Genomic DNA, 25,432 nt, shown 5'->3' with positions numbered 1-25,432 from the left:
CTCGTGTGAGTGTGTTTACTGTACGACAGTTAGATGCATATAGCAACTAACACTGGGGTGGAAGTACTTGATTGATGCTTCGCCACTTAGTTTCATGGTTGTCGTAAGATATTAGGCATGCAAAAGGCCAGGCACGAGTCCATCATTTGCACGGTCGACGTGGTGCTCCTGACTTTGCATGAAGGGGCGTTGCATGTGGTCCTGCTCAAGCGCGACCGCGAGCCGTTCAACGGCGCCCTGGCGCTGCCGGGAGGCTACATCCACCAGCAGGAGGACCAGAGCGCGTGGGATGCCGCCGCGCGGGTGCTGCGAGAGAAGACCGGCATCACCGCACCCTACCTGGAACAGCTCGCCACGTTTGCGGGCCCAGGGCGCGATCCGCGCGGCTGGTCGGTGTCGATTGCCTACTATGCGCTGGTACCGGTTTCGATACTGCCCACTGACCGCCCTCAGATCGTGATGCGTCCTGTCGAGCGGCTGCCCAGCCTCCCGTTCGACCACAAGAGCATCGTCGACAGCGCCGTGGGGCGCGTGCGCACCAAGAGCCAGTACTCGTCGTTGCCGGTGTACCTGTGTGGCGAGCGCTTCACGTTGCCGCAGTTGCAGGCGGTCTACGAGGCCGTGCTCGGCGAGCCGATCAACAAGGTGAGCTTCCGGCGCAAGCTCGAGGAGCTGGCCATGCTGGAGCCCATCGAAGGTGCCATGGAGTCGGGTGGCGCTCACCGGCCAGCGCAGCTGTATCGCTTGCGCAAGGAATACCGCAGATCCCTGTCCGTAGTGGATCGCGGGCTGAACCCGCGCAGCTGAGGCGGCCCGGCCGGCGTGGCTTGCGTGACCTGGCTGGCGTTGGCGCACCCCATCACTCAGGCGCCAGCTGGCCTGGCGAACGAATCGCGCTTCTTCAGGAACAGCAGCGCACCCAATGGGAAGGCCAGTGTGAAGAGGTACGGCCCCACGGGGCCCGCCTTCGAAAAGCCTGCCCCCAACAACGAGAAGGCGAGCGGTTGGACACCCCACGCGCCCGTGGTCCAGTTGAACCGGAACTGCACCAGTCCGACGGCGATGAACACCAGCCAGAGCCATTTGCGCCGGGGCATGCGCGTGCGCATACAGGCAACGAATGCGTAGATGATGAATGCCGGGATGGTGACTGCGAAAGCGAGGACCACGTAGTGCAGCGCCCCCTTCTCGGCGGGCGCAAACGCGTTTTCTGATTCGAGGGACTGGGTGCGTGGTGAGAAGTGGATGCCTTGCACGGTGACCTTGCCGTCCCGTCGTTCCAGTACGGTGGTGGCAAGAAGCCAGCCCTCCTTGTATTGATACTCGAACGTCAGGTCATATCGTGTGACCGAGTTCATGGTGTTGGTATGTGCGCCCACCTGGACATCTGGGAAAGGCGCTTCGAACGGCAGCGTGATGGCCGAGGAGATCAGTGGCACGACTTTGATGCGCACGTCCGATCCGGCACGGGTTGATCGCGTCATCGAGCTGGCACTGAAGCAGATTGACCTGAGCTCGATTGCAACTGGGGCCGCTGATGAAATGGGGCTTGGGCCAGCGTATCGGCAGCACTCGGCGCTGGATTTCATTCTTCAGGACCTTGGCGCGTTTCCCGGCAAGGGGTGGTCCCTCGTCGAGGCGGGACTCAGCAGCCCGGTTGTCCGGAACCGCAACATGGCGCTCAAGACCCTGGGTTCCTGGGGGCGCCACCAATGGCCCGAAGGTGCGGTGGCGCCGCTGTCTCGCGCGCATGGCGCAGAGCCCGTGGAGGACGTTCGCGCGCGAATGGCGCAGTTGCTCGCGCAGGAGTCCGATCAATGAGACCGTTGCCCATCCTGTGCTGCACGCTGGCCCTTGCATTGAGTCAGCCATCCTCCGCACAGGCCACGAGTCCTCCGGGACCGTGGTCCCCAGTGACCGCGACTGGGAGGCTGCCGGGAGGCGACCGGATGGGACTGGAGTTCACCACGCCGCCAGGGGCACGATGGATCACTGAGCACCACAGCTCACCGGCCGTGAGGACTACTTCCGTGTGTGGTCCAAACATGTGTTTGCATGGGCTGGTTGGTTCGAGGCCGATCTCGAGGTGCCCCTGCCGGACCTTGCGCCGGTCCTGCAAGGGCAACTGAACCATCAGGGCGAACTGCAGACACTGTCCGTGTTGCGATCGTCAGGCTGCCAAGCCTGTGATGAGGTGGCACTGGAAGCCGTGCGCCGGAGCGCGCCGTTTCCTCCGGTTCCCAAGAAGCTCCAACAAGACGGCGGCGTCACGCTGGTTTCACCGTTCGTCGTCGCGTATGGCGAGAAGCGCTTGGCAACCGCTCATGTGCCGCTTGCCTGGGCCGAGTGGTCTTCGTTCGAGAAACGTCTCGCGAAAGCGGTCCAGGGGTTGTCGAATCGGAAGTTCGTCGTTGCGGGGCCGAGGACGATGGCCGTGGCGATCCAACTCAAAGAGGGGCGCGTTGCGTCCGTTTCGGTGGAAGAGGAAAGTGGAGATGACGAGCTTGACGCCCGCGTACTGCGAGAGGTCACCAAGCTCGTCAGTGCACTAGAACCGCCCGATGCAGTTCCTGGTCGTACGTATGTGGTGCCCGTGAGAATTGCCCCGTAGTCGTTCCAAAGCCCGTTGCCGCTGAAACGTTCAGCGTGCCGGAGTTGCGATTCATCTTGCAGGCAATGCACCGGCTCACGCCGGAGCGCATGGCGACGCTGCGGGCTTAGGTCGACTGGTGGAGGCGTACGAGCGGCTCAAGGCGCGGTGAGTTCAGGTGCGCGTTGCGAACCGAAACGTCACTATCGACCCAAAGTCATGGAGTTCAACGAGCGATGTTTCGTTGCTGAAGGCTTTGGGGCGTTGCGGCCGGCTCGGCACTCAGTCGTCCGCGGTGAGGATGGCGATGATGTCTTGTCTGTCACCGAGCAGGCGGACGACGTCAAGGTGGTCTTCGGCCTCGAAGTACAGCCACTGCATGGGGAAGTCGGTGACGCGCCAGGAGCGCAGGCCGGGGATCTCGCACAGTTCCCCTAGGCGGGGTGATCCCATGCCCGGCATGCGCTCGATCGGCTCGAGCGCCGCAATGGCGGCCTCGAACATGCGTTCGGCCAGCTTGACGCTGCCTTCGGTCGCGTAGTGCCTTGCGGCCTCCACCAGGTCGGCTTCGGCTCGTGGGCGCAGGTGCGCGCGCTTCAACGCCGCTTGCCCAGGGCGAGCTTCTTCAGCTGGGCGGCGCGTTGGGGCGTGAGCGCTTGGGCTGGACCGGAGTTCAGGCCTTCCTCGATCAGTTCACGCAGGCGCTTCTTGGCCTGCTCTTCCTGGTCACGCCGGATCAGCTCACGCAGGTACTCGCTGGTGTTGCCGTACTGACCCGAGCGCACGCGCTGGTCGACGTAGTCGCGCATGGCTTCGGGCAGGGCAAAGCTCATGGTGTTGGTACTCATGGCGAAATGATCGGCTGGCTATCAATAGTTGTCAAGTTGATGCCCCAGCTGCCTGCGGGCATGGCCGCGGGATCGACGAAGGCGCCACCACGTCACAGTGCCAGCCCAGGGCATGCAGGTGGCGTTGCAAGACGAAGCCGCAAGGCCCGGCCTCGTAGACGATGTGCAGGCGATGCCCGGCGCTGACCAGGCGTCGCAGCGCCTTGGTCACCGGCTCGATGCCCCCTGCAACGGTGGCCAAGTGCCGCACCTCGACCTCTCGTGCGGCTTCGGCCAAGGCGATGTCGATGCTGTCCTTGTGAACGTCCAGACCGACGTACGCAGCGGTAGATTGACTCATGGCCCGTCTCCTTGACAAACATGCGGCCGCCCAGGCGGACCGCCTTGTGGCTCGGCGCACCCTCGGTGCGCAACCCACGATCGTCCTGGAGGCGGGCCTCCTCAAGAAAAATTCAAGCCATCTTGTCTAGAGAGCATCGGCATGCCAGCAGTACACCCCATCACGTTCTGTGCGGCGAGTGCCTCCGATGGCCACGCATTGGCCGAACTGAGGGTCGAGTCCATGCGGGAGAGCTTGGAGCGCATTGGCCGTTTTGATCCGGTGCGTGCGCGAGAGCGCTTCCTTTCAGCCTTCTCCCCCGAACACACTCGCCATATCGAATTCAACGGCGAGCGCATTGGCTTCGTCGTGGTCAAGCCACACAGTCAGGGCTTGTTGCTCGATCACTTGTACGTTCACCCTTTCTATCAGAACAAGGGTGTTGGTACGGCCGTGCTTGCGCAGGTGTTCGCCGAGGCCGATGCGGCGGGTCTCCAGGTGCGTGTCGGTGCGTTGCGCGGCAGTGAGTCGAACCGCTTCTATGCGCGGCACGGGTTCGTCCAGGTAGAGCAGGGCGAGTTCGACAACTACTACGTTCGCGTGGGCAAGAATGTGCTCTAGCCCCTCCATCGAACGGACCCACAACGGCGGGGCGCATCTGCGCGCGTTGGACACGCCGAGCGCGCCGTTGCGGTCTGCTCATGCCGAACGTTAAGGCCCACCAAATGGAAGTACGTGCAAAGTTTGTTGCCTCGGTCTGGCTGCTGTTTGGCGCTGTCACTTCCGTGTTGCTCGCGCAAGACCTTGCACGAGTGGCAGGTGAGCTTCAACGAGACGCTACGGTTGCCCTCGTGGCAGTTCCGTTCGTCGCCTTCTGCGCAGCCTGCCTTTCACTGTCGTTTGGGTTGTTTACCGGCCGCGCTTTCTCGGCTCGCCTTGGCCTTGCCTTATCGCTAGTCGTCGGCGTACTGCTCTTCGCCTATGTCGGACTCAACTTGTTCATGCTCTTGCGAGCGAGTCTCTTGGTGTCCTTCTTGGCTTGCACTGGCGGGCTTCTAGGCATTTGGTTTTGCTGGCTCACCTTCAAGGTCTCGCGACGCCGTGAACCCTAACCCCTCCATCGAGCGAACATGCTCCGGCGCTCTTCGCCCACCTACGCATGCCTCTCATGTCAAAAGTTAGGCGCCTCATGCCGCACACAGAGTCTCCCGCGAGCTTTCTGAACCTCGACTTGGAGCTTGAGTCGGATCGCGACTTAGCTCCGCTGGCTGAACACCTGAGCGGTCAAGTGTTTGTCCTCTACTGCGGCAACTGCGATGACGGCTTTCGCTTGTCCATTGAACCGGTGATTGCCAGCGCGCTAAGCCAGGATCCTTCGGCGTGCACAGAGCACTTCTTGCGTCTCGTGGCGACGCTTCCCCCAGAACTCCTCTCTTTGTGGAGGGGCTGCATGTCTCGTGTTTTCGACTACGGGTTTGACGGAGGACTAGAGGCCAACCCATTCAAAACGATCCTCAGTTCCTCGCAGTTGGGCAGGATCGCTGCCCTCGGGGCAGATATCCGAGTTACCGTCTATCCATTTCGAGAGCATTCTTTTGATGAAGAACCCCAAACCTCGCAAGGCTCGTAGGGCGGTGCCCAACCGGCTCATGCAGCGCAAAGTATTGTTTCGCTGGCTCCTTCTCGCTCTCGCGGCGGCCGTTCCAGGTTTAGCTCTTGGTCTGTTCTTCGCGGCCGTCACTAGCGGTGCGCCGGCGGAGTGGTTGGTCATCCAGTCCGAGACTGGTCGTCCACCGAAGCTAGCGGCGCTCTTGGCTGTAGGCCCGATCCTTGTTGTCGCATTGGCTGCGATAGTGGTCAAAGTGCATAGAGCAAAGGATCGAGCCAGGGATTCAAGCCAAGGTCTAACCCATCATTCCAGCGGAGCACCTCCGGCGCCCGTTGATTTCAAACGTTAGGTAGCTTCAGGCAATGAAGAGAAGCACGAAGATTCAAACCTTGCGGGCATTGGTTGCATTGGCAATGCTTGGAGTCGTCGTGTCCTTCTCCAGGTATCCCGGTTTCGTCGTCCCCGGACTCCTTCTGTTGCTGGTGCTTCTGTTTGTTCAGGGCAAGTTGTGGAAGGCCCTTTCAGTGGCAGTTGTCGCAGAGAGTCGAATCGAACGGAAGTCGCTCTAGCAGCACATGTGAAGTGCATGGCGCAACCTGACCCCTCCATGGAGCGGACCCACAGCGGCGAGGCGCAGTTGCGCGCTTCGGCCATACCGAGCGCGCCGTTGCGGTCCGCTCATGTCGAACGGTCAGGCGGCCGTGTTCAGCATGGCAAACATCCGTAGCTACAAGCCCGAAGACTGGTCGCAGCTGTGGCCGCTTCTTCATTTCACATTCGCTGCTGGCGACACATACGCGTTTGCGCCCGAGAGCACAGAGGCAGAGATTCACAGAGTGTGGGTTGAAGTACCAACCGCCACATATGTCGCCACGGCGGCTGACGGCAGAATCGTTGGAACCTACAAACTCCAACCAAATCAACCAGGCCTTGGCTCTCATGTCAGCAACTGTGGCTACGTCGTCGCACCTCAAGCACGAGGCCAAGGCATAGCTTCGGCAATGTGCTCGCACTCCCAAGCCGAAGCCCTGAGGCTTGGGTTCAAGGCAATGCAGTTCAACTTCGTTGTCTCCACTAACGAAGTCGCGGTCAGCCTCTGGCGAAAGCACGGTTTTTCCATCGTAGGCACCCTACCCGGCGCGTTTCAACACCGAGTTCATGGCTATGTCGATGCCTATGTCATGTTCAAAACGCTGGCCGCCTAACCCGAAGCGCTTACGCACCGCGAGTTGGCAGAGCACCTTCGCTTGGCCAGGGTCAATCCCGGGCACTATGCGACGGTCGGCGCGCTGCTTCAGCAGGAAGCCGATCGCCGCAGTCCGACCAAGGCGTACCGCTGCGTGAAGTGTGGCCACGCGAAGTGCGAGTTGGGCGAAATTCGAACTGCCCGCTCCGCGCTGAGCGCGTTCATCGCCACATTTCGTGGTCGCGACCAGCGGATGAGGCCTGGCAGGCTGTGGAAAAACCAAGCGAACCACTGTCGCGGCGACGTCTGACGCCGGCAGCCCCGTCTGGGCGAGCTTGCCGCGGCTGTGCTTGTGGTGTTCGCCATGTATGTGCAGCGTTGCAGCTGCCACCGCCCGCGACCCTCGAGTCGCTTCCTATCGCCTGCGGAAGGCAGACGGCGGCTCGCCGACGCGCCGGGCGAACAGCCGGGCGAACGTGGCCGCGTCGGCGTAGCCCACTTCCTCGGTGATGCGAGCCACGCTCCACCGCGTGCTTGCCAGCAAGTGCCTGGCCCTGTCCACCCGCGCGTGCTGCAGCATCGCAAGTGGCGAGTGGCCGGTCTCCGCCTTCACCCGGCGCATCAGCGTGCGCGGGCTCACGTGGAAGGCGCGGGCCACGCGCTGCAGGTCGTAGGGCTCGGACAGGCGCGATTCGAACCAGTCGCGCAGGCGGCCGGAGAAGGTGGGCAGCGGCGCCGCAGCGATCTGGTGATCCACATAGGGGGCCTGGCTGGTGCGGGTCGTGGACAACAAGGCGGCCGCAGCCGTGGCCGCGGCAACGGCTGCACCGAGGTGTCGCTTCACCAGATGCAGTGCCAGGTCGAAGGCGGAGGTCACGGCCGCGGTGGTGATGACCCCGCCGTCTTCCAGAAGCATCGCCTCCGCCTTCATGTGTGCGGCGGGGTAGCGCGCGGCGAACTCGCTGGCGAAGAGCCAGGACGTCGTGACCTGTCGGTCGTCCAGAAGCCCCGCTTCGGCCAGCAGGAAGGCACCCACGCACACCGATGCCACCTGCGTGCCTCGCGCAAAGGCCCTGGCGATGAATGCCAGCTCCGGCCCCAGCGGCGCGAGCGTCGCATCCCATCGGTTGCCGCGTTCGGCCAGCAGCCCCGGCACGATGAGCAGGTCGTAGCGGCCGCGCGGGCGCTTCGCGGGCAGCAGTACGCCGGCCGACACCGCGACTGCGGCGCCGGCGGTAGCCACCATGTGCACGTCGAAATGCACTCGCGGACCGCCATGCCGGTAGGCATCGATCTGGCTGGCGATGCGCAGCACGTCCGCAACGCCGAACAGCTGTGTGGCCATGCAGCCCCGAAAGGCGAGCAAGGCGATGCGCAGGGTCTTCATGGGGCGGCATGGTACGTGGACTTCGCATCGGGCCGTTGGCGATATCGCCGTCAAACATGGCCATACCGCCATCACGCGGCTACACCGGCGATCCACACAATGCCGCCATCGCAACCAGGCCGACCCAACGCACCGCCATGCATCAGCCCCGCATCGTCCGCATCCCGATCGTTCCCTTGGGCGTCGTGAACTCCCACCTGGTCGTTGGCGACCAAGGTTGCGTGCTGGTAGACACCGGGGTGCCGGGCTCACACCGCAAGATCGAGCAGGCGCTGAAGGGGCTGGGCCGCAGCCTCGATGACGTCCGCCTCATCATCGTGACCCATGCGCACATGGACCATGCCGGTTCCGCCGCGCGACTGCGCCAGCTGTCGGGCGCACCCATCGTGGCCCACGAAGGCGACCTGCCGTACTACCAGCAGCGCAAGCCGATGACCTTCTGCGCCACCGGCTGGGTCAGCCGGATGTTCTTTCGCACCGGAGTCATCGTGCGGCCCTACGAGCCCTTCACGCCCGACATCCTCCTGACCGACGGGCAGGTGCTCGACCTCTCGCCCTATGGCGTCGCCGGGCGCGCACGTTCCACGCCCGGACACACCGCCGGCTCGATGTCCGTGGAACTCGACAGCGGCCATGCCATGGTGGGCGATCTGCTGGCCTCCGGCGTGTTGCTGGGCGGGCTGGTGCGCACGCAGCATGCCAGGCGCCCGCCCTTCGAGGACGATCCAAAAGCGGTCGCGCAGCAGCTGCAGCGACTTGTGGCCGATGGCATGCACACGTTCCACCTGGGGCACGGCGGGCCGCTGCCCGCCGGCGAAGTGCAGCGCCATGCCGGCTGGCTCGGCCGTCAACGCCCCGGACGCATGTACCACGCCGTGGCGACCTGCCGGTGCGACGAAGCACCTGCGGATGGCTCAGTGCATTGATGCCCACTCCGCGCGCTTGCCGAAGAAGTAGCGCGCACCGGGCGCGAAGCCGGGATCGGGGTGATCCTCCGCATAGCGTTCCAGCACTGCCGCGGCATTCAGTGGCTGGAACTCGCCCGTGGCGGAATGGAAGCTGCTGTCGATCAGGCGGGGTGGTTCGGACGGGCGTGCCGGGATGCCGTAGCTGCCCTTGGCCACCACCACCAGGGATTCCCGGCCCTCCTTGTCGGTGACACAGCTGAGCCGTACGGCAGTCACTGCAGATGCAGAGGCGATCGCTGCACTCTTGCCGCACCTGGGATGCGAGGTGCTGGTGGAGCAGGTGCGATCGCGCTTGGCCGGGTTGCTCGCAGACCCGCTAAGCGGGGTCCTCGTGGCCGAGCTGCAAGGCCGAGTCGTCGGGCCCCGATGGGCCGGCTTGAATCGCGAGCGCCTTGAATCGCTTCGGCCGGAGTCGCATCATTCGCACTCCGCCAGATGGGAGAACGCAAATGCACGAAGGCTCATGCCACTGCGGCGCGGTCCGGATGAAGCTGCCATCCACGCCCGAGGTCGCCACCGCCTGCAACTGCTCTTTGTGCCGTCGCATCGGAGGGCCGTGGGTCTACTTCGAGTTCGGCACCGTGGAGATCAAGGCTGATCCGGAGGCGACCGCCGGGTACGTCTGGGGAGACAGGACCCTGCGCACCGTGCACTGCAAGACCTGCGGATGCGTCACGCACTGGGAGCCCCTGCAGCCCACGCCCGGCTGCAAGCACGGCGTCAACCTCGGCAACTTCGACCCTGCGCTGATCGCCGCGGTCCGGGTGCGCCGCTTCGATGGGGCCGACACCTGGAAGTTCATCGACGACTGAGCTGCTGCGGTGTCGCCAGTTCGTGCGGCGAGGTGTTGCTTCGCCAGAAGGTCCGCGCGGCCGATGCGGTGCTCGTAAATTGCGCCGACATCAACACAGCGCCTGCCGCAGGAGTTCTGCATGCTCGCCACGCCGTCCGCACGCACCGCCGCAGCGGCCTTGCAACCCATGCCCGGCATGGCCGCGCTCGCGGTGCGGCCTGCCATTGCGGCCGATGTGGCCGCGGTCACCCGCATCTACAACGAGTCACTGCCGCCGTTGCCAACGCAGCCGGACGACCCGCAGGCGCGCCTCGGCGGGCGGCTTCTGGCCATCAGTCGGCTGCTGCCGTTGCCCGACGAAGGCCTGTGCGGGTGGATGGCCGCGCACCGCAGCAGCGGGCGGCCGCTGTGGGTGGCGCATGCCGGCGGCGAGCCGGTCGGCTGGCTGAGCCTGCTGGGCTTTGGTGACCGGCCGGCCTGCACCTATGCGGCAGAAGTGGCGATCTACATCGCCCGAGCATGGCAAGGCCGCGGCGTGGGCCGCACCCTGCTCGGCCATGCGCTCCGCGAAGCCCCGCGCTGGCACATCGACCGCCTCATGGCCTTCATCTGGCACGACAACGCGGCCAGCGTGGGCCTGTTCCGTGCGCACGGTTTCAGCCCCTGGGGCTCGCTGCCGGGTGCCGTGTGGGCGGATGCACGAAGCCGCGACATGCTGATCTTCGGCCGCGTGCTCGACGCCTCCGGCAGCGCGCCGGCATGACGTGATGCCGCGGCCGGCATTTCGCCTGCCGTCGCATCGCTTCGCGCCGCCTTCGCGCCCCCATGCCGCCTCTGCCTAGATTGGAGCGTCGCAGCGCACGCGCTGCTGTTTCCGAATCCGAATCGAGGCGGCCCAGATGTCCGGCGAAAAGACCGAAGAGCCAACACAGAAGAAGCTCGACGACGCACGCAAGAAGGGCCAGAGCCCCAAGAGCCAGGACGTCAACGCCGCAGTGGGCCTGGTCGGGCTGCTCATCGCGCTCATCGTGATGGCCGAGTCGATGTTCGACCGGTTGTCGGAGCTGATGCTGCGCGCGCTGAACCAGGGGCTCGTGGCCAAGAGCAACCAGGAACTGATGGCCTTGATGGTCGAGACGCTGAAGACCGGCATCATGACCGTGCTGCCCTTCGTCGCCGCCTCGGTCGTGCTGGGCATCGTCGCTTCGTTCGGCCAGGTGGGCTTCAACCTTTCGTTCGACCCCATCAGTCCCAAGTTCGACAAGCTCAACCCGGCCGAGGGCTTGAAGAAGCTGTTCTCGGTGCGCTCGCTCATCGACTTCCTGAAGATGGTCGTCAAGGCCATCGCGCTCGGTGCCGTTCTGTGGGTGCTGATCAAGGGCATGGTGCCGCTGCTGGTCGGCGCCACCTACTTCGACCCTGCCGGCGTGGGTGTGCTGGGCTGGAAGTCCATGATCAAGCTGCTGGCTGCCGGCTGCCTGGTCTTCGTCGTCGTGGGACCCGTGGACTTCGGCCTGCAGTTGTGGCTGTTCAAGCGCGACCAGAAGATGTCGAAGGACGAGGTCAAGCGCGAACACAAGGAAAGCGAAGGCGATCCGCAGCTCAAGGGCCAGCGCAAGCAGATCGCGCAGGAGATGGCGACCTCGCCACCCGAGAAACGCGTGCCCGGTGCCTCGGTCGTGGTCACCAACCCCACGCACTACGCGGTGGCGCTGCGATACGAGCCGGGCGAGACGCCGCTGCCGATCATCGTGGCCAAAGGCATGGATGCGGAGGCGATGCGCATCCGTGCCATCGCCGAAAAGTCAGGCGTGCCCATCGTGGGCAACCCGCCGCTGGCGCGCGCGCTGCACAAGCTCAATCTCGACGACCCCGTGCCTGAAGAACTCTTCGAGGCGGTGGCCGCGGTCCTGCGCTGGGTGGGGTACCTGAAGACGCTGGCACCTGCGGGCAAGGAGGCGGGCCATTGAGAGGCCGGCCCGGCTCGGCTGGTGAGGCGCCGGCCGGAGTTCCGTGAAGCAGGCCGCACGTTGAGGCGCCCGCGGCTTCGCAGGTCATGCCGTCATCATGTTTTGGCCACCGCGCAGTGGCACCGTGTGCATCGCTGACGTTCGCACGGCCGGCGTTGCGATCATCGAGATTCCATCGGGCTGCCTGTGCGCGGCGAAAGCATCACGCTCGCTCGCCGACGCTCTTCTTCGAGGATGGCACACGGACCGGCGGGGCGCCCACCGCGCTGCAGCTGGAGCGCAAGCTGGTGGAGGTGGCGTCCGGAGCCAAACGGTAACCTTCGATCACATTCGGTCATGCACCGGTCATGTGCCGGTCATGCGCCGGGAACGGTCCCATCATGTCTTGCGACGACGCAAAAACTACGATCGGTGCGCTCGAATGCGAATCGACTTGCGAGAAGGCGAATTCCATCTTGAGCGACCCATCTCCCATTGACGAGGACCGAGCGAAGTATGACTCATCCCAATTCACCGTCTGGTGCCATTGCCCGTGCGATGGCGACCGCCCGAGTGGCGTTAATCGCGGCGGGCTTGTCCGCCGCAGGGGCCGCCGGCGCGGCGAATTGCAGCGACCCGCCGGTCAGCGGCAAGACCTACTACATCGTCAACGAAGGCAGTGGCCTGCAGTTGGAGGTGGGTGGCTGGAACAAGGCCGACGGTGCCAGCGTGGTGCAGTGGAACAGCACCAGTGGCCCGTACAACTTCAACCAGCAATGGGCGGTGACGGACGTGGGCGGCGGGCTCTTGACGCTGCGCCCCGTGCACAGCGACAAGTCGCTGGACGTGTACGGCTGGTCCAAGGAGGACGGCAGCGCCGTCGTGCAGTGGAGCTACACCGGGAACCCGAACCAGCAGTGGAAGGTCTCGGCCGCGGGTGGCGGTGCGTACAAGATCAAGTCGAATTTCTCGGACAAGGTGCTCACGGTCGCAGACACCAAGGCGGGCACAACCCTGCAGCAGCGCTCGGACCAATGGTCACCGCAGCAGAAGTGGTACTTCAATCCCGTGAACGGCAACTGCCAGGCGCCGGCAGCCACCAAGTTCAGCAGCTTCATGGGTCTCACCAAGGTGCTGGTCGGCGCACAGATGGACGACGCAAGCATCACCAAGGCCCCGTGGGACGTGCGCTACCGCTACCTCAGCAGCGACGCGTGGCCGAACGCTGAATACGCGAACAAGTGTCCGAGCGGCTGGGTCAATTGGTGGGCATGCTGGGATAACACGCGTCCTGCCGGCACGCAAATCAAGGAATGGGTCACGGAAGGAAAGTCGGCGACTTGGGACGGCACGGCGCGTCCCCGCTTGACCATGCTCACCTATTACACGATGAGCAAGCTTGCGGGCGACGAGGGGGGCGAACTCGCAATGCGAGTTTTCAATGACAGCGGGAAGCTCACTCGCTATTTCAACGACTGGCGCTTCCTGCTGCAGAAGATCGGCAATGAGCGTGTGATTCTGCAAATCGAACCCGACATGTGGGGCTTCCTGCGCGGCATGAACACGAATCCGCGTGCCATACCCGCCCAGGTGCACGCAGCCAACTGGACCGACTGCTCCGACAAGGAGAACAACGCGGCAGGCGTCGCCCGCTGCATGATCTCGATGGCACGCAAGTACGCGCCGAACGCCGCGGTCGGGCTGCATGCCTCGCCTTGGAGCGGCACCGCGGACGACTGGGGCAACTACATGCTAGCTCTGGGTGCCAACGAAGGCGACTTCTTCACCATGGATGTCGCCGACCGTGATGCAGGGTGGAGGAGGGCGTATAAGAACGAGGACACCTTCTGGAACGACGAGAAGTTCGCGAAGTTCCTGGCACTGAGCAAGAGGTTGACGGAGATGGTCGGCAAGCCCATGGTGGTGTGGCAGATCCCGGTCGGGAACTGGAACCAAAACAACACCACGAACCATTGGCAGGACAACCACGTCGACTACATCTTCAACAACCTGGAGAAGGTGGCTGACTCCCACATCGTCGGGGTGTTCTTCGGTGCCGGCGAGGGGGCACAGACCAGCCCGGAAACCGACGGCGGCTACCTCATGTGGAAGGCGCAGGAGCTCCACAAGAAAGGTGGCGTGAGCATCCGCTGAGGCGCTTCACCCGTACGGCTCTCGCTGCGTAGCGAGGGCCTTCTCTTCGCCCCACCTGTCAGGCGCTATCGCCTGACAGGTGGGGCGCAGTTGTTTCTGGACGCGCGCTGGAGCTGCTCGACTGCTCGTGCCGTGGGGCTGGGTACCAACAAGGGCAGCGGCGTCACTGATCCAGCGCTGGTTCCTTGCCTTTGCGCGATGGTCCGGCCGACGACTCCGGCGCTCTCGCCTCCGGAGTCGGGTCGGGAATGCTGATGGCAATCTCCTTGATGCCCGACGCGGAAGCGTCACCCGGGCGCGGAGGCGTCGACAGCGGCACTTCCGCCTGGGTCTGCAACGGGCCCAGCTCGGCCCGCACGTCCTTGGCGAACTTCAAGGTCTGGCCGATGGCCTCCTGCGCCAGCAGGTCGTTCGCCTCGCGGCTGGCCTGCGTGCCCCTTCGGTTCGACGTGATCTCGCCCGCCGCACCCCACATGCCGCGGCCGACCTGCGTCAGCAGGCCCGGGTCCGTTTCGGCCTCGCGCCGGTTGTTCTTCACCGAGATGGCCGTGTGCTGGAAGCTGGCACCGAAGCCGGCCATGATGCCGGACGCGATGGGAACCGTGAGTGCCTGCTGCAGCGGTGCCTCCTTGGTGCCGCCCACGGCTGCCGACGATACCTTGCCGATGATCGAGGACGCGGCGCTGCCGAGCACGCCGAGGTGGAGCATCTGGCCGAGGCGCTGCGCGGTCTGCGCCGAGAACTCCCGCATCGTGTACTTGGCCTTCACATCGGCCAAGAGCTGCGGCGACACCACAGACTTGTCGGAGGCCACCAGCAGCGATTCCGCCAGGCCGCCCGGGGTGAGCTCGGTCAGCTTGCCGCTCTTGAGCTTGGCCGCGTCGTCCTTCAGTGCCTGCAACGCGCTCCGGTCCTTGTCGACGTCGGCGGCCGGGCGTGCGGGCGCAGTGGTGTCGTTCAGCACCTTCTCCAGGCCGTCGATCTGGCGCTTCGTCTCCGCCGACACGTGCTTCACGAGCGACTGTTCCGGGAAGTTGACGAAGTTGCGCAGCTTCTTCACGTCGATGTCCGAAGCTTCGAGCGGCACGCCGCTCTTGAGCTTTTCATTGCCCTGGGCCGTGAAGAAGTCGCCATACATCAGGTTCAGCTTGTTGTTGTATTCCTGCTTGTTCCGCTCGTCGAAACCGGCGGCCACGTGCTGAGCAGCCGTCAGCATGAGGGAGACGACCGACTGCCCCGTCGGCGACACCGACTTCCCCAGGTCCAGCTTGCTCTTGAGACCCACGTAGCTGGCCACGGGAGCGCGCAGCGTGCGGGGAACGGCCTGGTAGGTGTTGCCTTTCCACTGACGCTCGTGCGCGCCCTGCGTCATCATGAAGTCACGCTGCGTGTCGAACAGCTTCGCTTCCTTCTGCACCAGGTGCTCCACCTGCTCGCGAAGCGTCTGCAACTGCGCCGGCTCCAGGCTCTGCAGCTTGGACGGCAGATGGGTGTCGGCGGCGAAGCCGAGTTCGCGCATCGTGTTCTGCAGCGCATCGTGCGCGCCGCTGAACTCGTTCACGGCGGTCTGCAGGGTCTTCGACAACTCGGGCAGGTAGTGCTTGTCGTTGATGCTCTTCTTGTCGGGAACGATGACCGGGCCGCCATGCTCGCGGATCGACTCGCACAGCGTGACGACGGCCGACTGCTGGAAGGCATTCATCGGCGCGCCCACCGCGGCGGCTGCGAAGCCCACCCCGGCACCCGCCCACGGGCCGGCGTGGGCGCCGACGAAGGGTGACGCGATGTACTGGATCGCGTTGTTCAGGAAGGAGCCGGTGGGGTTGGGCATGCCCGAACGGAACGCCGCTTTGCGCAGCGCATCCACGTTCGCGTCGGTCAGGCCCTGTGCCGCATACCAGGCCTTCACCTTCTCGTCCGTGACGCCCTTCATCAGGTCGGCATTGGTCGCTGCACGGTCCGCTCCCGCACCCGGCCCCATGCGTCGCAGGTCATTGACCAGGCTGGCCGCCGCTTCGGTGTCCACCGGGCGGTTCTGGGCGGCTTCGATCGCCGCCTGCAGTCGCTCCATCACAGCAGCCGCCGGGCGCTCGACAGCCGAAGCACCCTGCGCGGATGTCGTAGCCCCGGCCGCGGCGGAGCCGGCAACGGCACCGGCGGCCTGGACGACCTGAGCCTCGATGTCCCCTGCGCCGGGCGGGGCGTCGCGCCGCGATCTCCCCAGCAGCTCGGCCAGGGTCGTTCTGGCCGTTGACACGGCTGAGAGGGCGGCATCGGCGAAACGCCGCGACATGCTGGTGTCGTCGGGGGTGCGCTGGCTGCGGCCCGAGACGCCCAGGTGACTGCTGGCGGCAGCCGCGCTCTCGGCCGCGCGGGCGAGCGAAGAGTCGCTTCGCTCCACGGTGCTGGGGAGCAATGCGCTCCGGCCGGGGGTCATGGGACTGGAAGTTTTGTCGATGGTCATGGCTTGCGCTCTCCTTGTGCCTTGAGGCGGCACCGAAATGGTGTCTGCACCATGACAGCGCTCCAGCACCAACCCGAAGTGTTGCGCCTTGGTGCGAAACCCTGCGGCACACGATGCGGCTTCGCACTCCCGAGCCGCCCTTCGCGTGCGTGCCGCGCGTTCGTCCTTTTCCCTCATAGATTGACTCACCCGACGGGGCGGCCTGCGTGGCGCGCCTCGCGTCCATTGCGTCCACCCTGGAGATCGCGTCATGGCCTTTCGCCTCAATCCCACGATGGGCAACGACCTCACGATGGCCGCCCTCATCGTGGCGATCGTCGCTCTGATGATCCTGCCGCTGCCCACGGCGCTGATCGACACGCTGCTGGCCATCAACATCGCCGCCAGCGTGCTGCTGCTGATGACGACGCTGTTCATTCCGAATGCGGTGTCGCTCTCGACGTTTCCGTCGCTGCTGCTGTTCACCACGCTGTTCCGGCTGTCGCTGAACATCGCCTCCACCAAGGCCATCCTGCTGCATGCCGACGCCGGGCACGTGATCGAAAGCTTCGGCAACCTGGTGGTGGGCGGCAACCTGGTGGTGGGCATCGTGGTGTTCATCATCATCACGGTGGTGCAGTTCATCGTCATCTCGAAGGGCTCGGAGCGCGTGGCCGAGGTCGGCGCGCGCTTCACGCTCGATGCGATGCCCGGCAAGCAGATGAGCATCGACGCCGACCTGCGTGCCGGCCTCATGACCGGCGACGAGGCCCGGCGCAAGCGCGCCCTGCTGGCCATGGAAAGCCAGATGCACGGCGGCATGGACGGTGCGATGAAGTTCGTGAAGGGCGATGCGATCGCCGGCCTCATCATCACGCTGGTCAACATCCTCGCCGGCATCGTCGTGGGCGTGCTCTACCACAGCATGACGGCCGGCGAAGCTGCCAACCGCTTCGCGGTGCTGTCCATCGGCGACGCGATGGTCTCGCAGATCCCCTCGCTGTTCATCTGCGTGGCCGCCGGCGTGCTGATCACGCGCGTGGCCGACGAACACGAGAAGAAGCCGCGCTCGCTCGGCCAGGAGATCAGCGCGCAGCTCACGCGCACGCCCCGTGCCATCTACCTCGCCGGCGCGCTGACCATGGCCTTTGCGCTGGTGCCGGGCTTTCCGGCGTTGCAGTTCATGGCGCTGGCCGCGGGCCTGGGTTTCGCGGCCCACCTGCTGAGCAAGCGCCAGCGCAAGGAAGAGGCCAATGCGATCTCCAAGCCCATCAGCGCGCTGCAGCGCGAAGGCGGCAAGGGTGACGCGCCGGCCATCCTGCAGCAGCCGCCGCACTTCGCCAAGCCGCTGGCCATCCGCATGTCCCGCCCGCTTGGAGAGCTGCTCGAAGCCGACCGGCTCGATGTGGCACTCGAAGCCGAGCGCAGCAAGCTGCAGGCGCACCTGGGCCTGCCGTTCCCGGGCGCGGCGATGTGGGTCTCGAACGAGCTGAGCGGTCACCGCTTCGACGTGCTGCTCAACGACGTGCCGACGAGCCAGCACAACGTGCCGGGGCGCATGCTGCTCGTCACCGACACCGCTTCACCGCTGGCGGCCGGCGCCGAGAAGCACGGTCCCATCCTGGGCATGGCCGAGTCGCTCTGGCTGCCGCCCTCGGCCGTGCCGGAAGCGCAGCGCGCCGAAGCCTGCATGGACCTCGAGCACGTGATCGCCGCGCAGGTGTTCGGCGTGCTGCGCCGCCATGCGCACATGTTCATGGGCGTGCAGGAGGTGCAGTGGGTGATCGACCGTGTGTCGCCCGAGTATCCGGGCCTGGTGGCCGAGGTGCAGAAGATCCTGCCGCTGCAGCGCATCGCCGAAGTGCTGCGCCGCCTGCTGGAAGAGCAGGTGCCGATCCGCAACGTGCGCACGATCTTCGAGAGCCTCATCGTCTGGGGGCCGAAGGAGAAGGACATGCTGCTGCTCACCGAATACGTGCGCGGCGACCTCGGCCGCTACCTGGCCTTCGAGGCATCGGCGGGCAACGGGCACCTGTCGGCGATCCTGCTCGACCCGGGCATCGAGCAGGCCATCCGCCAGTGCATCAAGCCCACGCCGGCCGGCAACTACCTCGCCATGCCGCCGGAGAACGCCATGGCGCTCACCGAGCGCATCGCCTCCATCGCCGGCGACCCGGCGCAGGGCGTGGCGCTGGTCACCTCGATGGACATCCGCCGCTACGTGCGCAAGATGATCGAGGCCCGCCTCGACTGGCTGCGGGTGTATTCGTTCCAGGAGCTGGGCAGCCTCGTCGAGCTGCGGCCCATCGGTCGAGTGAGCGGCTGAGGCCGACATGTCGCGCACCGAAAGCCGCCGGCCCCTGCGCGTGCTGAGCGCGGAAGAGATCGCGCAGCTTCGGCTTCAGCAGCAACAGCAGGCGCCGCGCAACGCAGCCCAGGTGGCCGCGGCCCAGTCGGCCGACCGGTTCCGCCGCACGCTGGCCGGGTCGTCGCGGCGCGCCGAACCGGCGCCGCTCTCCCAGTCGCCGCCATCGCCGTCGCCCGCACAGGCCAGGCCGTCCGCAGCGCCGCCAGCGCCGCAGGTGCTGCTCCAGCAGGTAGAGGAGGCGCTTGCCTGCGACGACGAACCCGCGCCGGTCGAGCAGGCCGCCGCGGCGGCCATGGAGCCGCGCGAGCTGGCAGCCACCCTGCAGCCGCCCGATGACGACGCGCCCGCCGGCATGGCCGCCGACGGTCCGGCGGGCCTGAGCCTCGAGCAGGACCCCTGGCCGCAGCAGATGGCCGAGACCATCGCCAACCTGTGCGCGCGCGCCGCGCCGTCGTTCGTGAACTGGACCGTCACGCTGCCGATGGACCCACAGGTGCTGCCCGAAACGGACCTGCGGCTGAGCCTTTCGCAGCACTGGCTCTCGCTTCGCTTCATCACCCAGTCGCCGCACTCGTACCACCTAGTCTGCCGGTATCGGCAAGGCCTGCTCGAACAGCTCGAGCGCCTGCCCAACCTGCCTCACGGCATAGACATCGAGGTCACATGAAGGTCGAGCCCGCGCTGAACGCTCCACGCCGCTCCGTGCAGGTGGAGAGCATCGCGCGCCGGCTGCCGTCGCTGCTGCCTTCGGCGGCGCGGGCGGCCCGCGTGGGTTTCGACCGGCGCTTCCAGGCCTGGCTGTCGCAGGTGGCCGGTGTGGAAGGTGCGCGGGTGTACCCGCGGCGCCCCCCCACCGACCTGCTGTCGCTCGACATCCGCTGCGCGCACGGCAGCGCCGACGTGGCGATGGACCCCGCGCAGTGGCCGGCGCTGCAGATGGCGGCGGCCCTGGCCGATGCCGGCCTCGCCCGCGAAGTGACGGGCGCGCTGCTGACGCCGTTCGCCCAGCTGCTCGCGCCGCTGCTGCCGGGTGCCGAGGTTCGGTCGGTGCGGCGCTATCCGCCGCAGGCGGTGGCCGCCTGCGCGCTGCCCTGCGTGGGGCAGGCGCAGGGCGAGGTGTCGCTGGTGCGGCTGGACAGCGCGCTGGCGGCTCACTTCGACGCGGTGCTGCGCGACGACGTGGCGCCCGACCTGCGGCGCGTCGCCTCCTTGCGCGTGCCGATGCGCATCACGCTTTTCGAGCGGCTCATCCGCCGGCAGCGACTGCACGACCTGCATGCAGGCGACGTGGTGCTGTGCGGCGCGGCACGCCGCAGCGGCTCGCAGTGGCGGGCCATCTTGAAGTTCGGACTGGGAATCACGATGCAAGCACAAGCCGATCTCGACATCGATCGTTCACGCGCACACCTGGCCTCCACGGCGGGCCTGGTCGACGAAGGCACCGGGCCCGCCGCCGCGGACCTGTCACGGGCGCCTGCGGGCATCGAAGACCTGCAGGTGCCGGTCGCCTTCGAGATCGACAGCGCACGCGTGGCCCTGGGCGAACTGGCCAGCCTGGGCGAGGGCTCGGTGATCGAGCTCGACGTGGCGCTGCTCGAAGCCTCGGTGCGGCTGGTGTGCCACGGGCAGACGCTCGGCGTCGGCCAGCTGGTGGCCATCGGCGACCAGCTCGGCGTGCGCATCGTGAGGATGGGGGCCGCGTCATGATGCCGCTGCCGAGTGCCGATCCGGTCTCGCTGTTCCTGGTGCTGGCCGCCATGGCGGTGCTGCCGTTCGCGGCCATGGTGGTCACGTCGTACACCAAGATCGCCGTCGTGCTGGGCCTGCTGCGCAACGCCATCGGCGTGCAGCAGGTGCCGCCCAACATGGTGCTCAACGGCGTGGCGATGATCGTCACCTGCTACGTGATGGCGCCGGTGCTGATGGAGGCTTCCGAGCACATGCGCATCTCGTCGCCCACCGGCGTGCAGTCGAACGCGCAGCAGATCCTGGGCGCCGCCGACGCGGCGCGCGAACCGTTCCGCCGCTTCCTCGACAAGCATGCCGATGCAGCCGAGAAGGCCTTCTTCCTGAAGTCGGCCGCGGCCATCTGGCCGCCCGAGCGGGCCGCGCAGCTCAAGAAGGACGACCTGCTCGTGCTGGCGCCGGCCTTCCTGCTCACCGAGCTGACCGCTGCATTCCGCATCGGCTTCCTGCTCTACCTGGCCTTCATCGTGATCGACCTGGTGATCGCCAACGTGCTGCTCGCCATGGGTCTGTCGCAGGTCACCCCGACCAACGTGGCCATTCCGTTCAAGCTGCTGCTGTTCGTCGTGCTCGACGGGTGGTCCAAGCTGATCCACGGGCTCGTGCTCACCTACCGCTAGATACGCCATGCACTACGAAAACGTGATTCGGCTCACCTCCGAAGCGCTCATGATGTGCCTGATGCTGTCGCTGCCGGCAGTCGCGGTGTCGGCCATCGTGGGCCTGCTGATCTCGTTCGTGCAGGCGGTCACGTCGCTGCAGGACTCGAGCATCTCGCAGGGCATCAAGCTGCTGGCCGTCACCGTGGTGGTGGCGGTCTGCGCGCCGTGGGCCGGCTCGACCCTGCTGCGCTTTGCTGAGAGCCTGCTGGCGGCGATGTTCCTGTGAGCACGACGCCGGTCCGCCAGTCGCACGCGGCCGCGCAGGCCACCGCGGCCCAGGCTGCCGCCGAGTCGCGGCGCCATGAAACGCATGCGCGCCCTCACCACCATGGAGCCGGGCACCGCGGCCAGTTCGGCGGGTTTGTGTTCCGCCTCGGGCGTGCGCCATCGCCCGCCACGCCACGCCGCCCGGCGCCGCTGCGCCGGCGTCCGCCGCGTCCGCCGGGGCCGAACCCGGCCGGCATGGAGCATGAGGGTGATCACGGGCTCGCGCTGAACATGCCGCTGCTGCCGCAGTCTTCGGCCGTCGAAGACGAGGAGCGCGCGGCGAGCCTGCAGATCGACACGGCGGGCTGGCACGAGGATTCGCGCGAGGGCATGCGGGAAGAGGAGTCCCGGCAGGGGCACCGTGGGTTGCAGTGGCGCGTGGGCTCGCAGTCCCGGCCGGACGCGGAAGCTGTCCTGCTTTCCGGGCTGCAGGCCGCAGGCGGGACCGGTGCACAGGCGCTGTGGGAGCAAGCGGCGCCGGGCGCGACCTTGCGTCATGAAGACCTGGCGCGCGCGCTCGTGGGAGCTCTTGTCGGTGTCAACTCGCCGGGTGCGCCAGCGCAACCCGGGCCTGGTGTCACGACCCTGCAGCTGGCGGCGATGCGCCTTTACCTGACGAAGGGACTGGAGGCCGGCATCGAGTGCGGGCCGTTCGCGACCCTTGCCGGCGTGAAGCGGGCATTGCTCGAAAGCCTGGGCCGCGGCACACAGCGGCCGGCCGCTGCCGTGCCCGACGAAGCGCAGCAGAACCGCAACCTGCTGCTGCCGCTGAAGCTGCTCAATGCCGATCGGCCGCGCACTGAAGAACAGGTCCGGCAGGCTTGCAGCCGGATCGAGCTGTCGTGTCAGGCGGCTTTGACGATGGGCAAGGCCCTCCCTTCAGCATGAGTTTCGAACGCTACCAGTCGCTGGTGCGTGACCTGTGCAGGGTCATCGACCTGCCCGATGCCGAGGCGGTGCTCCAGCGCGGGACCATCGAAGTCGAGGGCTTCGAGGTGCACCTCGCGAACTTCTCGAACGACCCGGGGGCGATGTACCTCAACTTCCACTACGGCATCGTCACGGCGGGGCGCACGCTGCGCGTCTTCCGCCTGCTGCTGGAAGCGAACCTGAGCGTCTATGCGCAGGACCAGGCGCAGCTCGGGCTCAACGCCGACACCGGGGGCATCGTTCTCATCGTTCGCGTGCCGATGGGGGATTCGATCGACGGCGCCTGGCTCGCCGAAACGATGACGCACTACGCCGAACACGGCCGCTACTGGCGCGACAACATCGCCAACTCGACCGACGAGATGTTTGTCGGCATCTGTGCCGGCGACTATTTCTGGATCCGCGCCTGAGCGCAGCACCACAGCGGAACCGTCACCGCTCGCCCCACGCTCCCACGCTGCCATTGCCTTGCCGGGCGCCTGGCAGCTCGGACGTGAGCCGCATGCCGGCGTCGAGGCCGAAGTCGGTGGCCGGCCAGGCGGAGCGGCCGTGTGTCAGGAGGTCGAGGCGGTAGCCGATGCTGTACACCGCGTGGATGCGGATGGCGGAGTCGGTGCCGTTGCCGGACAGCTTGCGGCGCAGCCGGTAGACATGCTGCTCGAGCGTGCGCTTGCAGACGTCGGTCGAGCGGCCCCACACCCGGGCGGCCAGGCTCGATGCGCTGACGACGCGGCCCACATTCGAGAACAGCACCCAGGCCAGCGCGAATTCCCGCGCGGTGAGGTTGATCTCCACGCCGTCGCACAGCACCGACGAGCTGGCCGAGTCGAGCGCGTACGGGCCCACTTCCATGCCCTGCTTGGCCGGGGCGCAGGACCTTCCCACGCGGGCACGCAGGCGGGCCAGCAGTTGGTCGATCGAACCGGTGTATTCGGCGTAATCGGTGGCGCCATGCGCCAGCGCTTCAGCCATGCCGAGTCCGCTGGCGCCGCCCACCACGATCACCGGCACCACGCCGGCCATGCGCATCTGCAGCATGGCCAGCCAGTCGATCAGCTGGGTGTCGGCATCTTCCAGCAGCACGGCCTGCACATCGCCACGCTTGAGCGTGTGCAACAGGCTGCCGATCGACTGCATGGCGGCGAGCTCCACGCCATGGGCGTCCAGCTCCTTGGCGATGGCCGCCTGCTTGATCTTGTTGATGAACAGCGCAACGAGTTTCAATTCCGGCCTCCGGATCGATAACGGTAGATGAGTGCTTCCACATGGGATGTGCAACTCGCGCGCAAAAGTGACAGCGGCGGCGAAACCCGTGTGCGAATAGCGAAGCAATGCGGATTGCTGACGAAGTTGTGAGGAAGTCGTGACGCGCAGGTGGCGAGGCGTCCGCATGTGAAAAACTGCGCGCACATGGACGCGCGCCGTCGCATGCGAACGGCAGGGCTTTCGTCACAATGCGCAGGTCCCTCGCCGCAGGAGCGATCCACCTGGCGATCTCGACCCCCTCCCGAGCCCGAGTCCCAGCCCCATGCGAGGCCGTCTTCAAAGCATCTTCCGCGAGCACTACGCCTGGCTGAGAGACCAGATGCGGCGTCACGCCGGCTCGCACCATAGCGCCGAAGACGTGGCCAGCGAGGCCTTCCTGCACCTGGCGCAGCACCGCGACCTCGAGCAGGTGCGCGAGCCGCGGGCGCTGCTCACCACGATCGCCAAGCGAGTTCTGTTCGAAACCTGGCGGCGGCGTGACCTGGAGCAGGCCTACCTCGAAACGCTTGCGCTGGCGCCGCAGCCCACATACCCTTCGCCCGAAGAGCAGGCCCTGGTCGTCGAGGCGCTGCTGGCTGTGGACGCGGCGCTCGACGCGCTGCCTGACAAGGTCCGGCGCGCCTTTCTCTTCAGCCAGCTCGATGCGATGACCTATGCCGAGATCGGCAAGGAGCTGGGTGTTTCTGCCAGCATGGTGCGGCAGTACATGACCCGGGCCTTGACGGCCATCTCGGCTGCCAGGCTCTGAAAGTCAGTCTGAAACTCAGTCAACCGGCGCAAGGCACAAGGAGTATCTGCCGTGGGTAGCGTTCTCGATCCCAATATCGCCATGGCCATCGAGTGGCTGGTGCTGCTGCGCTCCGGTGAGGCCAGCGCCGCCGACCGCGCAGCCTTCGAAGCCTGGCGCGCCAGCGACCCGAGGCATGAGGAGGCCAGCCGCCAGATGTCCGGCGTGCTGGCACCTGTGGAGCGGCTCAGGCAGAGCGGCGTGTCGTCCCAGGTCATGGGGCGGGCAGTCTCGAGGGCCAGCCGACGTGCTGCGCTGCGGTCCGCGTTCATGTTCGCGGGCGTGAGCGCCACGGCTGGCCTGCTGGGCTGGGAGGTCGTGCGGCAGTCGGACTTCACCGCCGACCAGCGCACCGGCATTGCGCAGCGCCGCGAGTCGATCCTTCCGCAAGGCGGTGCGCTCGTCCTCGATGCGCGTACCGCCGTCGACATCGCCACCGATGAGGCCTCGCGGCCGCTGGTGACCCTGCGTCGCGGCCGCCTGCTGGCCGACACGATCGCGCATCCGGCGGCTGTCGTGGTCCGCACCCACGAGGGGGAAATCCACGCCAGTGGTGCCCGCTTCGTGGCGCAGGCGCTCGAACAACAGACCCGGCTGACCGTGGTCGGCGGCCAAGCGATCGCGACGCTCGCTTCGGGCGGTCGCGTGCAGGTGGCCACCGGGCAGCAGCTGGTGCTCAATGCAGGCGCGCAGCCAACCCTTGCGCCGGCGCGCGGCACGGAAGACATGTGGACGCGCGGCATCATGGTCATGAACAACGAGCCGCTTGGCGAGCTGGTGGCCGTGCTGCAGAACTACCGCTCCGGCCTGCTGCGCGTCGACGACGCGGCAGCGCGCATCAAGGTCAGCGGCGTGTTCTCGCTGGATGACACCGACGGCACGCTGCACGCCCTGGCGCGCACGCAGCCCGTGCGCATCAGCGAGCGCACGAAGTACTGGGTCACGATCTCGGCCGCGTGAGGCCGGCCTGGAAGGCCGCTGAATCTGCCCCCTCTCCCGCTGGCGGGAGAGGGGGCAGATGCTTCTGCCGCGCGACTCCTAGGAGGCTGCGCGGCAGACGGTTTTGACTCCCTCTCCCCGCTTGCGGGGAGAGGGTTGGGGTGAGGGGCGACGGCCAGGGCCGAGCGACGTCGATGTCTGAACAGACAAACAGCGTCATG

General features: G+C 66.3%; 27 protein-coding genes. 19 read left to right on the top strand and 8 right to left on the bottom strand.

All coding sequences use genetic code 11. The annotated features are described in order from the left end of the window. Window positions 1-117 precede the first annotated feature (117 nt). Window positions 118-807 carry an NUDIX hydrolase gene (locus E8D38_RS23220; protein WP_140636125.1) on the top strand — a complete coding sequence of 230 codons (690 nt, stop codon included), beginning with the start codon at window positions 118-120 and terminating at the stop codon, window positions 805-807. 56 nt (window positions 808-863) lie between these two features. Here E8D38_RS23220 and E8D38_RS23215 read toward each other — a convergent pair whose 3' ends face one another. Beyond that, a complete protein-coding gene (locus E8D38_RS23215; protein ID WP_140636123.1) occupies window positions 864-1,454 on the bottom strand; it encodes a hypothetical protein in 591 nt (196 codons plus the stop codon). Here E8D38_RS23215 and E8D38_RS23210 point away from each other — a divergent pair. Together E8D38_RS23210 and E8D38_RS23205 are read left to right on the top strand one after the other, a co-directional pair. Next, window positions 1,417-1,821 (top strand): hypothetical protein, encoded by a 405-nt coding sequence (locus tag E8D38_RS23210; protein WP_140636120.1) that lies wholly within the window; start codon window positions 1,417-1,419, stop codon window positions 1,819-1,821. The genes E8D38_RS23215 and E8D38_RS23210 overlap by 38 nt on opposite strands. A 211-nt stretch (window positions 1,822-2,032) precedes the next feature. Then, window positions 2,033-2,611 carry an energy transducer TonB gene (locus E8D38_RS23205; protein ID WP_140636118.1) on the top strand — a complete coding sequence of 193 codons (579 nt, stop codon included), beginning with the start codon at window positions 2,033-2,035 and terminating at the stop codon, window positions 2,609-2,611. Between the two features lie 261 nt (window positions 2,612-2,872). On the opposite strand, the gene E8D38_RS23200 is transcribed toward E8D38_RS23205, so the two are convergent. Genes E8D38_RS23200 through E8D38_RS23190 form a run of 3 tightly spaced genes read right to left on the bottom strand, consistent with a single transcriptional unit; the run spans window position 2,873 to window position 3,778 of the window. Beyond that, window positions 2,873-3,190, bottom strand: coding sequence for a type II toxin-antitoxin system RelE/ParE family toxin (locus tag E8D38_RS23200; RefSeq protein ID WP_246099621.1), 318 nt, complete (start codon window positions 3,188-3,190; stop codon window positions 2,873-2,875). Further along, window positions 3,187-3,438, bottom strand: a complete 252-nt coding sequence (locus tag E8D38_RS23195; RefSeq protein ID WP_140636116.1) for a type II toxin-antitoxin system ParD family antitoxin — start codon at window positions 3,436-3,438, stop codon at window positions 3,187-3,189. Before E8D38_RS23195 ends, E8D38_RS23200 begins: the two co-directional genes overlap by 4 nt. A 31-nt stretch (window positions 3,439-3,469) precedes the next feature. After that, window positions 3,470-3,778 (bottom strand): hypothetical protein, encoded by a 309-nt coding sequence (locus E8D38_RS23190; protein ID WP_140636114.1) that lies wholly within the window; start codon window positions 3,776-3,778, stop codon window positions 3,470-3,472. Between the two features lie 141 nt (window positions 3,779-3,919). Between E8D38_RS23190 and E8D38_RS23185 the strand changes: the two genes are divergently transcribed. Both E8D38_RS23185 and E8D38_RS23180 read left to right on the top strand, forming a co-directional pair. Beyond that, the gene (locus E8D38_RS23185) at window positions 3,920-4,378 is read left to right on the top strand and encodes a GNAT family N-acetyltransferase (protein WP_140636112.1); all 459 of its coding nucleotides are present in this window, start codon (window positions 3,920-3,922) and stop codon (window positions 4,376-4,378) included. Window positions 4,379-6,046: 1,668 nt separating this feature from the next. Continuing rightward, complete coding sequence (locus tag E8D38_RS23180; RefSeq protein WP_246099620.1) at window positions 6,047-6,571, top strand: GNAT family N-acetyltransferase; 525 nt, start codon at window positions 6,047-6,049, stop codon at window positions 6,569-6,571. Between the two features lie 396 nt (window positions 6,572-6,967). Here the strand turns inward: E8D38_RS23180 and E8D38_RS23175 are convergent, their stop codons facing one another. Further along, window positions 6,968-7,939 (bottom strand): GlxA family transcriptional regulator, encoded by a 972-nt coding sequence (locus E8D38_RS23175; RefSeq protein WP_181179377.1) that lies wholly within the window; start codon window positions 7,937-7,939, stop codon window positions 6,968-6,970. A gap of 137 nt (window positions 7,940-8,076) precedes the next feature. Here E8D38_RS23175 and E8D38_RS23170 point away from each other — a divergent pair, with 137 nt between their 5' ends. Next, a complete protein-coding gene (locus tag E8D38_RS23170; protein ID WP_140636107.1) occupies window positions 8,077-8,865 on the top strand; it encodes an MBL fold metallo-hydrolase in 789 nt (262 codons plus the stop codon). Here the strand turns inward: E8D38_RS23170 and E8D38_RS23165 are convergent. After that, the gene (locus E8D38_RS23165) at window positions 8,854-9,123 is read right to left on the bottom strand and encodes a hypothetical protein (RefSeq protein ID WP_140636105.1); all 270 of its coding nucleotides are present in this window, start codon (window positions 9,121-9,123) and stop codon (window positions 8,854-8,856) included. The genes E8D38_RS23170 and E8D38_RS23165 overlap by 12 nt on opposite strands. Window positions 9,124-9,356: 233 nt before the next feature. Here E8D38_RS23165 and E8D38_RS23160 point away from each other — a divergent pair, with 233 nt between their 5' ends. The 4 genes from E8D38_RS23160 to E8D38_RS23145 all read left to right on the top strand — a co-directional run bounded on the left by E8D38_RS23160 (window position 9,357) and on the right by E8D38_RS23145 (window position 13,803). Continuing rightward, entirely contained in the window at window positions 9,357-9,719 is a 363-nt protein-coding gene (locus E8D38_RS23160) for a GFA family protein (RefSeq protein WP_140636103.1), read from the top strand. Window positions 9,720-9,839: 120 nt separating this feature from the next. Further along, window positions 9,840-10,463, top strand: a complete 624-nt coding sequence (locus tag E8D38_RS23155; protein WP_140636101.1) for a GNAT family N-acetyltransferase — start codon at window positions 9,840-9,842, stop codon at window positions 10,461-10,463. Window positions 10,464-10,599: 136 nt separating this feature from the next. Continuing rightward, window positions 10,600-11,670, top strand: coding sequence for a type III secretion system export apparatus subunit SctU (gene sctU, locus E8D38_RS23150; RefSeq protein ID WP_140636100.1), 1,071 nt, complete (start codon window positions 10,600-10,602; stop codon window positions 11,668-11,670). A gap of 495 nt (window positions 11,671-12,165) precedes the next feature. Beyond that, window positions 12,166-13,803, top strand: coding sequence for an RICIN domain-containing protein (locus E8D38_RS23145; protein ID WP_140636098.1), 1,638 nt, complete (start codon window positions 12,166-12,168; stop codon window positions 13,801-13,803). A gap of 163 nt (window positions 13,804-13,966) precedes the next feature. Here E8D38_RS23145 and E8D38_RS23140 read toward each other — a convergent pair whose 3' ends face one another. After that, window positions 13,967-16,267, bottom strand: coding sequence for a type III secretion system effector protein (locus E8D38_RS23140; protein WP_140636096.1), 2,301 nt, complete (start codon window positions 16,265-16,267; stop codon window positions 13,967-13,969). A 250-nt stretch (window positions 16,268-16,517) separates the two neighbouring features. On the opposite strand from E8D38_RS23140, the gene sctV reads away from it, so the two are divergent. From sctV to E8D38_RS23105, 7 genes are read left to right on the top strand one after another with little or no spacing between them, the layout of a single operon-like run. Next, window positions 16,518-18,572: a type III secretion system export apparatus subunit SctV gene (gene sctV, locus E8D38_RS23135; RefSeq protein WP_140636094.1), complete on the top strand. Its 2,055-nt coding sequence runs from the start codon at window positions 16,518-16,520 to the stop codon at window positions 18,570-18,572. A gap of 7 nt (window positions 18,573-18,579) precedes the next feature. Then, window positions 18,580-19,281, top strand: a complete 702-nt coding sequence (locus E8D38_RS23130) for a type III secretion HpaP family protein (protein WP_140636092.1) — start codon at window positions 18,580-18,582, stop codon at window positions 19,279-19,281. Next, window positions 19,278-20,321 carry a type III secretion system cytoplasmic ring protein SctQ gene (sctQ, locus tag E8D38_RS23125; protein ID WP_140636090.1) on the top strand — a complete coding sequence of 348 codons (1,044 nt, stop codon included), beginning with the start codon at window positions 19,278-19,280 and terminating at the stop codon, window positions 20,319-20,321. The genes E8D38_RS23130 and sctQ overlap by 4 nt, the downstream gene beginning before the upstream one ends. 50 nt (window positions 20,322-20,371) lie before the next feature. Next, window positions 20,372-20,980 (top strand): type III secretion system export apparatus subunit SctR, encoded by a 609-nt coding sequence (gene sctR, locus E8D38_RS23120; protein WP_425462814.1) that lies wholly within the window; start codon window positions 20,372-20,374, stop codon window positions 20,978-20,980. A gap of 7 nt (window positions 20,981-20,987) precedes the next feature. Then, a complete protein-coding gene (gene sctS / locus E8D38_RS23115) occupies window positions 20,988-21,248 on the top strand; it encodes a type III secretion system export apparatus subunit SctS (RefSeq protein WP_140636086.1) in 261 nt (86 codons plus the stop codon). Then, window positions 21,245-22,177 carry a hypothetical protein gene (locus tag E8D38_RS23110; RefSeq protein WP_140636084.1) on the top strand — a complete coding sequence of 311 codons (933 nt, stop codon included), beginning with the start codon at window positions 21,245-21,247 and terminating at the stop codon, window positions 22,175-22,177. The genes sctS and E8D38_RS23110 overlap by 4 nt, the downstream gene beginning before the upstream one ends. Next, window positions 22,174-22,629: a type III secretion system chaperone family protein gene (locus E8D38_RS23105; protein WP_140636082.1), complete on the top strand. Its 456-nt coding sequence runs from the start codon at window positions 22,174-22,176 to the stop codon at window positions 22,627-22,629. The genes E8D38_RS23110 and E8D38_RS23105 overlap by 4 nt, the downstream gene beginning before the upstream one ends. A 22-nt stretch (window positions 22,630-22,651) precedes the next feature. On the opposite strand, the gene E8D38_RS23100 is transcribed toward E8D38_RS23105, so the two are convergent. Continuing rightward, a complete protein-coding gene (locus tag E8D38_RS23100) occupies window positions 22,652-23,443 on the bottom strand; it encodes a winged helix-turn-helix domain-containing protein (protein WP_181179375.1) in 792 nt (263 codons plus the stop codon). Between the two features lie 304 nt (window positions 23,444-23,747). On the opposite strand from E8D38_RS23100, the gene E8D38_RS23095 reads away from it, so the two are divergent. Together E8D38_RS23095 and E8D38_RS23090 are read left to right on the top strand one after the other, a co-directional pair. Further along, entirely contained in the window at window positions 23,748-24,233 is a 486-nt protein-coding gene (locus E8D38_RS23095; RefSeq protein ID WP_140636078.1) for a sigma-70 family RNA polymerase sigma factor, read from the top strand. Window positions 24,234-24,284: 51 nt separating this feature from the next. Next, on the top strand, window positions 24,285-25,232 hold the full coding sequence (locus E8D38_RS23090; protein ID WP_140636076.1) for a DUF4880 domain-containing protein: 948 nt from the start codon (window positions 24,285-24,287) through the stop codon (window positions 25,230-25,232). Window positions 25,233-25,432 lie beyond the last annotated feature (200 nt).

The organism is Methylibium rhizosphaerae, assembly GCF_006386545.1.
GTDB lineage: Bacteria > Pseudomonadota > Gammaproteobacteria > Burkholderiales > Burkholderiaceae_C > Pseudorivibacter > Pseudorivibacter rhizosphaerae.
This window is presented reverse-complemented; position numbering and strand designations above follow the sequence as displayed.

What these genes read in the sequence shown, in the direction of transcription:
- E8D38_RS23095 (WP_140636078.1), top strand. Translation starts at nt 23,748, where the DNA reads ATGCGAGGCCGTCTTCAAAGCATCTTCCGCGAGCACTACGCCTGGCTG.
- E8D38_RS23140 (WP_140636096.1), bottom strand. Translation starts at nt 16,267, where the DNA reads ATGACCATCGACAAAACTTCCAGTCCCATGACCCCCGGCCGGAGCGCA.
- E8D38_RS23130 (WP_140636092.1), top strand. Translation starts at nt 18,580, where the DNA reads ATGTCGCGCACCGAAAGCCGCCGGCCCCTGCGCGTGCTGAGCGCGGAA.
- E8D38_RS23185 (WP_140636112.1), top strand. Translation starts at nt 3,920, where the DNA reads ATGCCAGCAGTACACCCCATCACGTTCTGTGCGGCGAGTGCCTCCGAT.
- sctR (WP_425462814.1), top strand. Translation starts at nt 20,372, where the DNA reads ATGGCGGTGCTGCCGTTCGCGGCCATGGTGGTCACGTCGTACACCAAG.
- sctQ (WP_140636090.1), top strand. Translation starts at nt 19,278, where the DNA reads ATGAAGGTCGAGCCCGCGCTGAACGCTCCACGCCGCTCCGTGCAGGTG.
- E8D38_RS23145 (WP_140636098.1), top strand. Translation starts at nt 12,166, where the DNA reads ATGACTCATCCCAATTCACCGTCTGGTGCCATTGCCCGTGCGATGGCG.
- E8D38_RS23210 (WP_140636120.1), top strand. Translation starts at nt 1,417, where the DNA reads ATGGCCGAGGAGATCAGTGGCACGACTTTGATGCGCACGTCCGATCCG.
- E8D38_RS23155 (WP_140636101.1), top strand. Translation starts at nt 9,840, where the DNA reads ATGCTCGCCACGCCGTCCGCACGCACCGCCGCAGCGGCCTTGCAACCC.
- sctU (WP_140636100.1), top strand. Translation starts at nt 10,600, where the DNA reads ATGTCCGGCGAAAAGACCGAAGAGCCAACACAGAAGAAGCTCGACGAC.
- E8D38_RS23105 (WP_140636082.1), top strand. Translation starts at nt 22,174, where the DNA reads ATGAGTTTCGAACGCTACCAGTCGCTGGTGCGTGACCTGTGCAGGGTC.
- E8D38_RS23180 (WP_246099620.1), top strand. Translation starts at nt 6,047, where the DNA reads ATGTCGAACGGTCAGGCGGCCGTGTTCAGCATGGCAAACATCCGTAGC.
- E8D38_RS23160 (WP_140636103.1), top strand. Translation starts at nt 9,357, where the DNA reads ATGCACGAAGGCTCATGCCACTGCGGCGCGGTCCGGATGAAGCTGCCA.
- E8D38_RS23170 (WP_140636107.1), top strand. Translation starts at nt 8,077, where the DNA reads ATGCATCAGCCCCGCATCGTCCGCATCCCGATCGTTCCCTTGGGCGTC.
- sctV (WP_140636094.1), top strand. Translation starts at nt 16,518, where the DNA reads ATGGCCTTTCGCCTCAATCCCACGATGGGCAACGACCTCACGATGGCC.
- E8D38_RS23195 (WP_140636116.1), bottom strand. Translation starts at nt 3,438, where the DNA reads ATGAGTACCAACACCATGAGCTTTGCCCTGCCCGAAGCCATGCGCGAC.
- E8D38_RS23190 (WP_140636114.1), bottom strand. Translation starts at nt 3,778, where the DNA reads ATGAGTCAATCTACCGCTGCGTACGTCGGTCTGGACGTTCACAAGGAC.
- sctS (WP_140636086.1), top strand. Translation starts at nt 20,988, where the DNA reads ATGCACTACGAAAACGTGATTCGGCTCACCTCCGAAGCGCTCATGATG.
- E8D38_RS23175 (WP_181179377.1), bottom strand. Translation starts at nt 7,939, where the DNA reads ATGAAGACCCTGCGCATCGCCTTGCTCGCCTTTCGGGGCTGCATGGCC.
- E8D38_RS23220 (WP_140636125.1), top strand. Translation starts at nt 118, where the DNA reads ATGCAAAAGGCCAGGCACGAGTCCATCATTTGCACGGTCGACGTGGTG.